The sequence below is a fragment of the Streptomyces sp. NPDC005551 genome (assembly GCF_042871785.1).
GTDB lineage: Bacteria > Actinomycetota > Actinomycetes > Streptomycetales > Streptomycetaceae > Streptomyces.
The window spans coordinates 63,858-76,264 of the sequence record NZ_JBIAJE010000013.1; the positions used below are offsets into that span (position 1 = coordinate 63,858).

Here is a 12,407-nt window from a genome sequence, read left to right on the forward strand (position 1 = left end):
CGACCCCCTCACGAGACCTGGGACACGGAGTGGGCGCTCAGGAGTCGAAGCGGGCCGCTTCCAGGTACTGCGGATTCGGGTCGAGGGCCGCCGCGAGCCTGAAGTGCCGCTTGGCCTGGTCCGGGCGCCGCTGGCGCTCGTAGGTGCGGGCGAGCGCGAAGTGCGCGAACGCGTTGTCCGGCTCACGCTCCAGGACGATGGTGAACTCCAGCTCGGCGGGCCGCAGTTGGGCGGCGGCGAAGAAGGCGCGCGCACGCAGCAGCCGGGCGGCCGTGTTCTCCGGGTGGGCGGCGATGACCGAGTCGAGCAGCTTCACCGCGCCCCGCGGATCGCGGGCGGCGAGCAGCTGCTCGGCGGCGCGGAAGTCGATGACGTGTGTCTCCGGAGTACGTCCGGTGGAACCGCTGGTGTCGGGCACGGCTGAGTCCTTCCCTCACGGGAACGGTTCAACGCCCCGGCCCGGGGCCGCTATTCCTGGGGCGGGCGGGCCGCGCGGTTCCTTCGGTGGGTACGCCCGGTCATTCCCCGGCCGTGCGCGCCCGGTGTTCGAGATCCGCCCACACCTCGCCGACCCGGCGTCGCAGCTGGTCGAGCGGCACGTCGTTGTCGATGACGATGTCCGCAATCTTGAGGCGCTCCTCCCGGGTGGCCTGGGCGGCCATCCGGGCGCGCGCGTCCTGTTCGCTCATGCCGCGCAGCCGTACGAGCCGGTCGACCTGGGTCCCTGGACGGGCGTCCACCACCACCACGAGGTCGTAGAGCGGCGCGAGGCCGTTCTCCGCGAGCAGCGGGACGTCGTGCACCACGACGGCGTCCGCGGGGGCGGCCGTCTCCAGGTCCCGGGAGCGGGCACCCACCAGGGGGTGCACGATCGCGTTCAGGACGGCGAGCTTCTCCGGGTCGGCGAAGACGACCGAACCCAGTTTGGGCCGGTCCAGGCCGCCGTCGGCCGCGAGCACGTCCTGGCCGAAGGCGTCGACGACGGCGGCGAGCCCCGGCGTTCCGGGCGCGACGACCTCCCGCGCGATCCTGTCCGCGTCGATCAGCACGGCGCCGTGCTCCACGAGCAGCCGTGACACCTCGCTCTTGCCGGCGCCGATACCGCCGGTCAGGCCCACCTTCAGCATGACCGGAAGCTTAGGGCCTGCCGCCCGCCGCGCCGGGCGGGGCCCCGGGGGTTCAGCCGTCGCCCTCCCGCTCGGCCAGGAAGCGCTCGAACTCCAGGCCGATCTCGTCCGCGGACGGGATCTCCACGGGCTCCGCGAGCATGTTGCCGCGGCTCTCGGCGCCCGCCGAGGCATCGTACTGGTGCTCCAGGCCCTGGACCAGGGCGACGAGTTCCTCGTCGCCCTCCTGGATCTGCCGGTCGATCTCCGTCTGCGTGCGGTGCGCCTCGGTGCGCAGGCCGTGCGCGATGCCGGGCAGGACCAGGCCGGTGCCCGCGGTGATCGCCTCCAGGACCGTCAGCGCGGCGTCCGGGTACGGCGAGCGGGCGATGTAGTGCGGCACGTGCGCGGCGACGCCCAGGACGTCGTGGCCGGCCTCCATGAGGCGGAACTCGATCAGGGACTCCGCGCTGCCGGGGACCTGCGCCTCCTCGAAGGGGCTGCGGTGGCCGGGCACCAGCTCGGTGCGGTTGCCGTGCGGGGTGAGGCCCACCGGGCGGGTGTGCGGGACGCCCATGGGGATGCCGTGGAAGTTCACGGACAGCCGGACGCCGAGCCGCTCCACGATCTGCCGCACCGCGGCGGCGAAGCGCTCCCACTCGACGTCCGGCTCCGGGCCGGACAGCAGCAGGAAGGGGGCTCCGGTGGCGTCCTGGACGAGCCGCACCTCCAGCGTGGGCTCCTCGTAGTCGCTCCAGCGGTCGCGCTTGAACGTCAGCAGCGGGCGGCGGGCCCGGTAGTCCACGAGCCGGTCGTGGTCGAAACGGGCCACGACCTGGTGGGGCAGCGAGTCGAGCAGCCGGTCGACGATCTGGTCGCCGGTCTCGCCCGCGTCGATGTACCCGTCGAAGTGGTAGAGCATGACAAGGCCGGCCGACTCCTGGGCGAGCGCCATGTCGACGACGGCCAGGCCCTTCGGCTCCCATGCGTACAAACCCTGCGGATCAAGCACTGTGACCGCTCCTCCTCGTGTTCCCCCTGGACAACGTGGTCCGGAGCGCGGGCATTCCCGCCACGGGGCACCGCGCCCGCCTAACAGGCCGACGGGGCACGGCTCTTCGCTCCGTCGTGGGAGGACCGTGGGCGACGGGTGTGGACGAGTGGGCCGCGGAGAACGCACTGCGGGCCCGCTCCCCGGAGGGAGCGGGCCCGCACTGGTCGGTCAGTGACTAGCGGTGAGCGATCAGCTCTGGCCGCCGGCCAGCTTCTCGCGCAGGGCCGCCAGCGCCTCGTCCGACGCCAGGGCGCCGGAGTTGTCGTCCGACTCCGAGGAGTACGAACCGCCGCCGCCGCCACCGGAGGCGGCCGGAGCCGCACCCGGGGTGGTGACACCCTCGGCCTCGGCCTGAGCGTCGGCCTCGCGGGACTTGATGACCTGGGCCTGGTGCTGCTCGAAGCGCTGCTGCGCCTCGGCGTACTGGCCCTCCCACGCCTCGCGCTGGGTCTCGTAACCCTCGAGCCAGTCGTTGGTCTCGGGGTCGAAGCCCTCGGGGTAGATGTAGTTGCCCTGGTCGTCGTACGACGCGGCCATGCCGTACAGCGTCGGGTCGAACTCGACCGAGGCCGGGTCGGAACCGAAGGACTCGTTCGCCTGCTTCAGCGAGAGGCTGATGCGGCGGCGCTCGAGGTCGATGTCGATGACCTTGACGAAGATCTCGTCGTTGACCTGGACGACCTGCTCCGGGATCTCCACGTGGCGCTCGGCCAGCTCGGAGATGTGGACCAGGCCCTCGATGCCCTCGTCGACGCGCACGAACGCACCGAACGGAACGAGCTTCGTGACCTTACCGGGGACGACCTGCCCGATCTGGTGCGTACGGGCGAACTGCTGCCACGGGTCCTCCTGCGTCGCCTTCAGCGACAGGGAGACACGCTCGCGGTCCATGTCGACGTCGAGGACCTCGACGGTGACTTCCTGGCCGACCTCGACAACCTCGGAGGGGTGGTCGATGTGCTTCCAGGACAGCTCGGAGACGTGAACCAGACCGTCGACGCCACCGAGGTCCACGAACGCACCGAAGTTGACGATCGAGGAGACGACGCCGGAGCGGACCTGACCCTTCTGCAGGGTCGTGAGGAACGTCTGGCGCACCTCGGACTGGGTCTGCTCGAGCCAGGCGCGGCGGGACAGGACCACGTTGTTGCGGTTCTTGTCCAGCTCGATGATCTTCGCCTCGAGCTCCTTGCCCACGTAGGGCTGGAGGTCGCGGACACGGCGCATCTCGACGAGGGAGGCCGGCAGGAAGCCACGGAGGCCGATGTCGAGGATGAGACCACCCTTGACCACCTCGATGACGGTGCCGGTGACGATGCCGTCCTCTTCCTTGATCTTCTCGATGGTGCCCCAGGCACGCTCGTACTGAGCGCGCTTCTTCGAGAGGATCAGGCGGCCTTCCTTGTCCTCCTTCTGGAGAACAAGGGCCTCGATCTCGTCGCCGACCTTGACGACCTCGTTCGGGTCGACGTCGTGCTTGATCGAGAGCTCGCGGCTCGGGATGACACCTTCGGTCTTGTAACCGATGTCGAGCAGGACCTCGTCCCGGTCGACCTTCACGATGACGCCGTCGACGATGTCGCCGTCGTTGAAGTACTTGATCGTCTCGTCGATCGCGGCGAGGAAGGCTTCCTCGTTACCGATGTCGTTGACCGCTACCTGCGGCGTGGTAGAGGTGGTCTCGGTGCTGCTCGTCATGTGGGAAAGGGCTCCGGTACGGACAGAGAGTCGTAGGTACTGCTTACGCCGGGAGCCCGTTTCGCTCTGAAGAAGCCGGACAGCCAAGGAAGCGCCAGAACCGGTGATGTCCGATGAGGGACAGTCCGTTGGCGCCTCGACAACCGAGGGGACATACAACAGATGCGAGCGCAGCCTGCTACGTCTGAGGAGCGCAGGCCCGCAGCGCAACTTGTAGCATACGGGGGCCGCGGGGCAGGGTCAATGCGCGAAGGCCCACACCCGGGGCGGAACGCCCCATACCCGGCACAAGACGTGTCCCTGGAGGCCGTGTGGGCCCTCAAAGCCACTGCGGTGACACGCCCGGGACGCCCTGCGCCGAAGTGCCCGCAGACTAGTACGAGGGAGCCGATCATCCAAGAGCACGAACCGTTCGAACCGGAAGCCACCCGCCGTGCCGCCGACGTCACGGAGAGCACCCGGGCCAACCGGGGCTGGTGGGACCGGAACGCGGACGACTACCAGGTCGAGCACGGCACGTTCCTCGGCGACGACCGTTTCGTCTGGTGCCCCGAGGGCCTGGACGAGGTCGAGGCCGAGCTCCTCGGCCCGCCGGAGGAACTGAAGGGCAAGGACGTCCTGGAGATCGGCGCCGGCGCCGCCCAGTGCTCGCGCTGGCTGGCCGCCCAGGGAGCCCGTCCGGTCGCCCTCGACCTCTCCCACCGCCAGCTCCAGCACGCGCTGCGCATCGGTGGCGGCGTGCCGCTCGTGGAGGCCGACGCCGGTGCGCTCCCGTTCGCGGACGGCTCCTTCGACCTGGCGTGCTCGGCGTACGGCGCGCTGCCGTTCGTCGCCGACCCGGTCCTCGTACTGCGCGAGGTGCACCGGGTGCTGCGTCCCCGCGGCCGCTTCGTGTTCTCCGTGACGCACCCGGTCCGCTGGGCCTTCCCGGACGAGCCCGGCCCGGAGGGCCTGAGCGTCACCGCCTCCTACTTCGACCGCACTCCCTACGTGGAGCAGGACGACGAGGGGCGCGCCGTGTACGTCGAGCACCACCGGACCGTCGGCGACCGGGTGCGTGACGTCGTGGCCGGCGGTTTCCGTCTGGTCGACCTCGTGGAGCCGGAGTGGCCCGCCTGGAACACCCAGGTCTGGGGCGGCTGGTCCCCGCTGCGCGGCAAACTGATCCCGGGTACCGCGATCTTCGTGTGCGAGCGCGACTGACGCCTCCGCCGCACGCGCGCGGGGGCACGTGAGCGCTCGTACGAGACTGGGGGCGTGAACCGTACCGACGCCCTCGACCGGCTGCCCGTCCGCTCCGCCGTGCCCGCGCTGCGCGCCGCCCTGGAGGAACACGGGGCCGCGGTGCTGTGCGCGCCGCCGGGGACCGGCAAGACCACGCTCGTACCGCTGGTCCTCGCCGGTCTGGCCGGCGCGGGGCCGGCCCGCAGGGTCGTCGTCGCCGAGCCGCGGCGCATCGCCGCCCGGGCCGCCGCGCGCCGGATGGCGTGGCTGCTCGGGGAGAAGGCGGGCGACAGCGTCGGGTACACCGTGCGCGGCGAGCGGGTGGTGGGGCGGCACACGCGCGTGGAGGTCGTCACGACCGGGGTGCTGCTGCAACGGCTCCAGCGCGACCAGGAACTGGCGGGCGTCGACGTGGTGGTGCTGGACGAGTGCCACGAGCGGCATCTGGACGCCGACACCGTCGCCGCCTTCCTGCTGGACGTGCGGGCCGCGCTGCGTCCTGAGCTGCGGCTGGTGGCCGCGTCCGCGACGACCGACGCGGCGGGCTGGGCGCGACTGCTCGGCGGGGCGCCGGTGGTCGAGGCGGCGGGCGTCTCCTACCCGGTGGACGTGGTGTGGGCGCCGCCCGTCCGGCCGGTCCGGCCTCCGCACGGGATGCGCGTGGACCCGGCGCAGCTGGCGCATGTCGCGGCGGTGGTGCGGCGGGCGCTGGCCGAGCACGCAGGTGACGTGTTGTGTTTCCTGCCCGGGGTGGGCGAGATCGCGCGGGTCGCGGGACAGCTGGGGGACCTGGGCGGGACCGAGGTGCTCCAGGTGCACGGGCGCGCTCCGGCGGCCGTGCAGGACGCGGTGCTGTCCGGCGGTGTGCGGCGCCGGGTGGTGCTCGCCACCTCGGTGGCCGAGTCGTCGCTGACGGTCCCCGGCGTGCGGGTGGTCGTCGACTCCGGGCTGGCACGGGAGCCGCGGGTGGACCACGCGCGCGGGCTGAGCGCGCTGGCGACCGTACGGGCCTCGCAGGCGGCGGGGCGGCAGCGGGCGGGGCGTGCCGGGCGGGAGGCGCCGGGCGTGGTCTACCGGTGCTGGACGGAGGCGGAGGACGTGCGGCTCCCCCGTTTCCCGGCGCCCGAGATCAAGGTGGCCGACCTGACGGCGTTCGCCCTCCAGGCGGCCTGCTGGGGCGACCCGGACGCGTCCGGCCTCGCGCTGCTGGACCCGCCACCGGCCGGGGCGATGGCGGCGGCGCGGACCGTCCTGGAGGCCGTCGGGGCGGTCGACGCGGCGGGGCGGGCGACGGAGCGGGGGGTGCGGATGTCCCGGCTCGGGCTGCATCCGCGGCTCGCGCGGGCCCTGCTGGACGCGGCACCCGAGGTGGGCGCCGAGCGGGCCGCCGAGGTGGTGGCCCTGCTGAGCGAGGAGCCGCCGCGGGAGTACGGCGACGACCTGGCCGCGGCGTGGCGGTCCGCCCGCCGCGGAGGTGACGCGTACGCGTCCCGCTGGCGCACGGAGGCCCGGCGCCTGCGGCGGGCGTTCTGCCCGGGCCGCAATGGGGCGGAGGGGGGTACCGGAACGGGGGCGGATGGTCCGGCCGGGGGCGGCGCCGGGGCGGACGGCCGCGGGCCCTCCCGGGATGCCCGGGCCACCGGCGGTGACACGGGCACGGCCGCCGGTGCGGACGGCACCGGAGAAGGCACCCGGACCGGACGCGGCACCACGGGCACGACCGCCGGGCCCGGCGTTGGCACGGGCGGTGGCACAGCCGGGGACGGCCGGGCGTCTTCCGGCAGGGCTCAGGCCGGGCGGCGCGGCCCGGGTACGGCCGCCGGGCCGGGCGGTGGCACGGTCGGCGGTGTCGATGCGGGCGGCCGGGGGCCGGGCGGGGACGACCGGGTCGCCGGGCTGGTCGCCGCGCTCGCGTTTCCCGAGCGGGTCGCGCGGGCGCAGGGCGGCTCGTACCTCATGGTGTCCGGGACGCGGGCCGAGGCCGGGGACGGCTCGGCGCTGCGGGGAGCGCCCTGGCTGGCCGTCGCCGTGGCCGACCGCCCGGTGGGCGCGGGGCACGCGCGCGTGCGGCTCGGCGCGGCCGTCGACGAGGACACCGCGCGGCGGGCCGCCACCACCCTGCACGCCGAGGGCGACGAGGTCGGCTGGGCCGACGGCGACGTCGTGGCGAGGCGGGTCGAGCGGCTCGGGGCGGTGGAGCTCACGGTGCGGCCGCTCAGGGACGCCGATCCCGCGCTCGTACGGGAGGCGCTGGTGCGGGGGCTGCGCGAGGAGGGGCTCGGGCTGCTGCGGTGGACGCGCGACGCGGAGGCGCTGCGGCAGCGGCTCGCCTTCCTGCGGCTGCACCTGGGCGATCCCTGGCCGGACGTCGGCGACGACACGCTGCACGCGCGCGTGGACGAGTGGCTGGAGCCCGAGCTGGGCCGGGCCCGGCGGCGGGCCGACCTCGGCCGGATCGACGCCCGGCAGGCGCTGGCGCGTCTGCTGCCGTGGGCGTCGGGGCAGGCCGCACGGCTGGACGAGCTCGCGCCCGAGCGCATCGAGGTTCCGAGTGGCTCCAGGGTCCGCGTGGACTACGGCGATCCGGAGCGACCGGTCCTGGCGGTGAAGCTCCAGGAGATGTTCGGGCTGCAGGAGTCACCGGCGGTGGCGGGCGTGCCGGTGCTCGTGCATCTGCTCTCGCCCGCCGGGCGGCCCGCCGCGGTCACGGCCGACCTGGCGTCGTTCTGGCGGGACGGGTACCGGGCGGTACGGGCCGAACTGCGCGGGCGGTACCCGAAGCATCCGTGGCCCGAGGATCCGGCCGCCGCCGCGCCGACCCGGTACACCAACGCCCGGCTCAGGCGGTGACCCCTTCCGGTTCCGGCCGGCCGGCGGGTGCCGGGTCGTCCGGTCTGCGGCCGCGGGCCTCCAGGTACAGGGACAGCGAGAGCAGGCCGACGCCGAGGACGAGGAGGCCCCAGGGGAGGTACGTGGTCATCAGCAGGATCACCGTGCGGTTCGACTTGACGAGGGAGACCGTCGAGTCGATGTAGTCCTCGCGCATCCTGACGTGCCCGGAGAAGGCGGTCACCTTGTCGCGGCCGTCCAGCAGGGTGCCGCCGCGCAGTTCCTCCCGGTGGATCTCCTCGCCGTACACGGGCGCGCCGGTGACCGGTTCGACCCAGAACCTGCGGACCGTGGTGTACCAACGGGTGGTGCCGGTCCGGGCGACCGACTCCGCGGTGACGCCCTTGACCGGCATGACCCTGGGGAAGGGGACCTCGGTCCAGGGGATGGTCTGCTCGAAGTAGTAGACCTCGACGCCCCGGAAGTCCTGGGTGCCCTTGTAGTGGATGGGGGCGGTGGTGCGGGTCTGCGCGTCGAAGTACTCGTAGTCCCGCTTCTCCGTGCGGAAGGGCCACTTGAACTCGATGCCGTCCCGTCGGACGGGGTCGCCGTCGACGGACTCGCCCGTGGCGTGGACGGGTTCCTGGCTGTGCGCGTCGAAGATGTAGCGCTCCGGCAGCTTGGAGACCATCGTGCCGTCGGGGCCCTCCACGTAGGACAGGGAGTCCCAGACGACGACGTCGCGGCCCGCGGACCGCTCGATCGCCTCGGACGCCTCCACATTGCCCTTGAGGGTCTGCACGACGGTCACCCGGGAGACCTTCTCGGCCTTCATCGTGCCGTAGTCGAGCAGGGTCGCGTTCCTCGCTTCCAGCACCATGTCCTGGTACTGGCCGGCGGGGACCTTGGCCAGTCGCGGGTAGGCGTACCAGCGGAGCAGGGGGGACACCGCCGCGCAGAACACGGCGAGGGCGAGCAGGACGAGGCTGGCCTTGCGTCGCATCTCGGCGGCCCTCCCAGTGCGTCGGGGAACGTCTACGGGTGCTCGGGGACGCTGGTGAGCAGCGGTTCGGGCGAGGTCGTGCCGGACTGAGAGCCCAGGGCCGTGATCGTGAAGACCAGGACGAGCGCGGCGGCCAGTCCGGTCGCGGCGGCGATCAGGGCACGCATGGGAGCCTCCCGGCTGACTGGACAACCTGAACCGGAACGGGAACCAGGAACGAACACTGAACACAGAACACAGAACACAGAACACGGAACCAGGAACTGATACGTCGTCAGGTCGGGGCACCGTAGCAACGGCGGAGCCGGATGAGAACACGTCGCGCACGGACGACGGCGCCCCTCCGCGGGAAAGCCGGAGGGGCGCCGTGCGAACGGGCGGGGACTCAGGAAGCGGCGGCGGCCACCTTCAGCTCCACGGTCAGCGTCGCGCCGCCCGTGGTGGTGACACGGAGCAGGTACGTGCCGACGGTGTCGTCCGCGTACAGCTTCGGCAGCTTGAGCAGACCGGCGGCGTCCGTCCTGAGGCCCGTGAGGGTGCGCACGGCATTGCCGTCCGCGTCCTTGAAGTAGGGGCCCTTGTCGTTCGCGGTGGCGTCCTCGGCCGACTTGACGAGCGTCGCGGTGGCCGCGACACCGCCGGCGACGGCGCCCTTGTAGGTGGCCTTCACCTCGACCTGGTCCGCGAACTCGGCGCCGGGCGTGCAGGTCGGCGCGGTGTCACCGGTGCGGGCGAGGGCGTCGGCCTGGCGGGCGGTGACGGTCGCCGTGTAGTCGAGGGCGGGCACCGAACGGCCCACCACGGTGGCACGGACCGTGAAGTCGCCCGTCTTCTCGCCGGCCACGAGCGCGGGCGCGGTGGCCTTGCCGGCGCTGTCGGTCGTGACGGTGGCGACGCTCTCACCGCCGGCGAAGACGGCGTCCGTGTCGCCGACGACGGTGAACCGCACCCTTACCTTCGCCACCGCCCGGCCCGGCTTCGTCTCGGCCCGCGCGGTGATCTTCCGGGTGAAGGTGTCGCCCGCCGTCGCGGTGAGCTTGCCGGTGCCCGCGTCCTCGAGGTGGTGCACCGTGTCGGTGGGCGTGGGCCGAGGCGTGGTGGGTGGCGTGGTCGGCGGCTTGCTCGGCGGTGTGCTCGGCGTACCGGGCGTGGACGGTGTACCGGGCGTGGACGGCGGCGTGGCGGGGCCCGACGGGTCCTTGCCGCCGGGCTCGCTCGGCTCGGGGGCCGGCGTGCGGGTGACCGGGGGTGTCGGGCCGGGGACCGTGACGGCGGGGGTGTCGCTCCGGTGCGAGGGGATGCTGCCCGTGCCGTCCGGCACCCGGTGGGTGCCCCTGCGGTAGGAGTCCAGCCACGACAGGACGGTGTTGAGGTACGCCGTCGAGTTGTTGTAGCTGAGGATCGAGGCGTTCATCTCCGACTGGACCGACATGTCGTGGTCGAACCGGCACAGGTAGTGGCCGGCGGCCAGCGCCGCGTCGTAGATGTTGTTCGGGTTCTTCGCGCCGTCGCCGTTGCCGTCGCGGCCCGCCCACTCCCAGGTGGAGGGAATGAACTGCATCGGGCCGACCGCGCGGTCGTGCCGGGTGTCGCTGTCGTACGCGCCGTTGTCGGTGTCGGAGATGTTCGCGAAGCCCTGGCCGTTCAGGACCGGGCCGAGGATCGGCCGGTACGTGGTGCCGTCGGCGTCGACCCGGCCGCCGCGGGCGTGACCGGACTCCACCTTGCCGATGGCGGCGAGGAGTTGCCAGGGCAGGTTGCAGCCCGGCTTGGACTCGCGCAGCGAGGCCTCGGCCTGCTTGTAGGCGTCGAGGACCGTCGCGGGGATGTCGGACTCCGCGTCCGCCCCGGTCCCGCCGGCCCCGCCCGGGGCGGGCGTGGCAGTGGGGCTGTTGAGCGGCGGAAGGTCCGTGTAGTAGGGCGAGTTGCCGGTCGCGGTGCCGCCGCCCGCGCCGTCGGCCGAGGAGTCGGAGCCCGCGGTCTGTCTGCCGGGGTCGTCGGCGGTCACTCCCGGTGCCTGGGACGCGGACAGTGCCGCTACCGCGACCGCCGCCACGGCGGTCGTCGCCGCTCCCTTGCGCAGCCTGCCGAAATGCGCCGCCATTGAGTGAACCCCTCCCGTGGCCGACCCTCGCGCTCCGCGCGCTCTTCTCGTCCCGCCGTGCTCCCCGGCACGTGACGCAGGTGACCCTACGACAACTTCCGCCGCCCGGGCACCCGTTCACGCCCGGTTTTCACCGGTTGGCCATATACCCGCTGCCCACGGGCCCGTCGGGGGCGGATCCCCCGGACATTCTCATGGATCCCTCATACTGGCGTGAGTGATCGCCAGGGGCCGCACCACGCGCCCGACGCCCGGCGCAGGGGGACGACGTGCCTTTCACTCTCAGCCACGCGGCGGCCGTACTGCCCGCCGTACGCGGCGACGGGACCGGCCGCGGCCGGCTCGTACCGGCCGTCCTCGTCGCCGGGTCGTTCGCTCCCGACATGACCTACTACGCGGCGAGCGCGCTGCCGGGTGCGATGGAGTTCGGCGGCTTCACCCACTCCTTCACCGGTGTCCTCACCGTCGACGTCCTCATCGCGTGGGCGCTCGTGGGCCTGTGGCTCGTCCTGCGCGAACCGCTGGTCGCCCTGCTGCCGCGGGCCCGGCAGGGGCGCCCGGCGGCCCTGCTGCGCTGCGGGACGCCGCCCGCGCGTCCCGGTCCTTCGCCGGCCTTGTGGTGGTACGTCTCCGCCGTGCTCGGCGCGCTCACGCACGTCGTCTGGGACGCGTTCACGCACCTCGACCGGTGGGGGATGCGGCTGTTCCCCGTCCTCGGCCGGGAGATCGCCGGTTCCCCGCTCTACTGGTACCTGCAGTACGGGGGTTCGGCGGTGGCGGCCGTCGTGATCGTGTCCTTCCTCGTAATCGCGCTCCGGCGGACCTCCCCGGGCGAGCCGGTGGGCGTACCCCTGCTGTCCCGGGCGGACCGGTGGGCGGCGGGCGCGCTCCTCGTGGGCTGTGCCCTCGTGGGCGCGGTGCAGCGGGCCTCGCGCTGGTGGGCGTACTGGGGGTCGGACGCGAAGCTCTGGGAACTCATCCCGACGGTGTGCTTCGGAGCGGGCGCCGGACTCGTGCTCGGCCTGCTCCTGTACGGCACCGGCACCAGGCTGCGCCGCCCGGCCCCGCCCCGGCCGACCGGGACACCGGCGGGACCGAGTCGCGAGAGGGCGCGCTGAGGCGGACCTGCCGGGGGTGCCTCTTCCCGGGGCGGACGGGCTCGGTCCGGCGGCTGCGGAGTGCGCGCGTTGCCCACGCCACCGCGGATGCGTGTTGCCCACGCCTGCGTGGCTCGGCGCCTGCGCGGGTTGGCGCCTTCGCGGCCTCGCGTCGTCCACGCGCGTCGTCCACGCCCACGCGGCCTGGTGATTCGCCTTGCCCACGCCTACGCGGCCTCGGCGTCGCTCGTCGTGGCAACGCGGGCGACGCGGGCGACGCAGCGGGCCAGAC

10 protein-coding genes are annotated in these 12,407 nt (G+C 73.3%); 3 read left to right on the forward strand and 7 right to left on the reverse strand.

Going from position 1 to position 12,407, the window contains the following annotated elements; translation table 11 throughout:
* Positions 1-37 precede the first annotated feature (37 nt).
* The 4 genes from ACFYP4_RS30625 to rpsA form a co-directional block, all read right to left on the reverse strand.
* Positions 38-418 carry a tetratricopeptide repeat protein gene (locus ACFYP4_RS30625; protein ID WP_121403631.1) on the reverse strand — a complete coding sequence of 127 codons (381 nt, stop codon included), beginning with the start codon at positions 416-418 and terminating at the stop codon, positions 38-40.
* A 100-nt stretch (positions 419-518) separates the two neighbouring features.
* A complete protein-coding gene (gene coaE, locus ACFYP4_RS30630; protein ID WP_358851992.1) occupies positions 519-1,127 on the reverse strand; it encodes a dephospho-CoA kinase in 609 nt (202 codons plus the stop codon).
* A gap of 52 nt (positions 1,128-1,179) precedes the next feature.
* Positions 1,180-2,118: a PAC2 family protein gene (locus tag ACFYP4_RS30635; protein ID WP_358851993.1), complete on the reverse strand. Its 939-nt coding sequence runs from the start codon at positions 2,116-2,118 to the stop codon at positions 1,180-1,182.
* Between the two features lie 231 nt (positions 2,119-2,349).
* The gene (gene rpsA / locus ACFYP4_RS30640; RefSeq protein WP_358851994.1) at positions 2,350-3,858 is read right to left on the reverse strand and encodes a 30S ribosomal protein S1; all 1,509 of its coding nucleotides are present in this window, start codon (positions 3,856-3,858) and stop codon (positions 2,350-2,352) included.
* Positions 3,859-4,101: 243 nt separating this feature from the next.
* Between rpsA and ACFYP4_RS30645 the strand changes: the two genes are divergently transcribed.
* Together ACFYP4_RS30645 and ACFYP4_RS30650 are read left to right on the forward strand one after the other, a co-directional pair.
* Entirely contained in the window at positions 4,102-5,061 is a 960-nt protein-coding gene (locus tag ACFYP4_RS30645) for a class I SAM-dependent methyltransferase (protein ID WP_388789837.1), read from the forward strand.
* 54 nt (positions 5,062-5,115) lie between these two features.
* On the forward strand, positions 5,116-7,932 hold the full coding sequence (locus tag ACFYP4_RS30650) for an ATP-dependent RNA helicase (RefSeq protein ID WP_388789840.1): 2,817 nt from the start codon (positions 5,116-5,118) through the stop codon (positions 7,930-7,932).
* Here ACFYP4_RS30650 and ACFYP4_RS30655 read toward each other — a convergent pair.
* From ACFYP4_RS30655 to ACFYP4_RS30665, 3 genes are all read right to left on the reverse strand, one after another.
* Positions 7,922-8,914, reverse strand: a complete 993-nt coding sequence (locus ACFYP4_RS30655; RefSeq protein WP_388789843.1) for a DUF3068 domain-containing protein — start codon at positions 8,912-8,914, stop codon at positions 7,922-7,924. The genes ACFYP4_RS30650 and ACFYP4_RS30655 overlap by 11 nt on opposite strands.
* Before the next feature lie 32 nt (positions 8,915-8,946).
* Positions 8,947-9,081 (reverse strand): SPW_0924 family protein, encoded by a 135-nt coding sequence (locus tag ACFYP4_RS30660; RefSeq protein WP_358851998.1) that lies wholly within the window; start codon positions 9,079-9,081, stop codon positions 8,947-8,949.
* 218 nt (positions 9,082-9,299) lie between these two features.
* Positions 9,300-11,018 (reverse strand): lytic transglycosylase, encoded by a 1,719-nt coding sequence (locus tag ACFYP4_RS30665; RefSeq protein WP_388789846.1) that lies wholly within the window; start codon positions 11,016-11,018, stop codon positions 9,300-9,302.
* Positions 11,019-11,287: 269 nt separating this feature from the next.
* Between ACFYP4_RS30665 and ACFYP4_RS30670 the strand changes: the two genes are divergently transcribed.
* A complete protein-coding gene (locus tag ACFYP4_RS30670) occupies positions 11,288-12,136 on the forward strand; it encodes a DUF4184 family protein (RefSeq protein ID WP_388789849.1) in 849 nt (282 codons plus the stop codon).
* The last annotated feature ends 271 nt before the right edge of the window (positions 12,137-12,407 follow it).

Coding starts and splice junctions, on each gene's coding strand:
- coaE (WP_358851992.1), bottom strand. CDS start 1,127: ATGCTGAAGGTGGGCCTGACCGGCGGTATCGGCGCCGGCAAGAGCGAG.
- rpsA (WP_358851994.1), bottom strand. CDS start 3,858: ATGACGAGCAGCACCGAGACCACCTCTACCACGCCGCAGGTAGCGGTC.
- ACFYP4_RS30645 (WP_388789837.1), top strand. CDS start 4,102: ATGCGCGAAGGCCCACACCCGGGGCGGAACGCCCCATACCCGGCACAA.
- ACFYP4_RS30655 (WP_388789843.1), bottom strand. CDS start 8,914: ATGCGACGCAAGGCCAGCCTCGTCCTGCTCGCCCTCGCCGTGTTCTGC.
- ACFYP4_RS30660 (WP_358851998.1), bottom strand. CDS start 9,081: ATGCGTGCCCTGATCGCCGCCGCGACCGGACTGGCCGCCGCGCTCGTC.
- ACFYP4_RS30665 (WP_388789846.1), bottom strand. CDS start 11,018: ATGGCGGCGCATTTCGGCAGGCTGCGCAAGGGAGCGGCGACGACCGCC.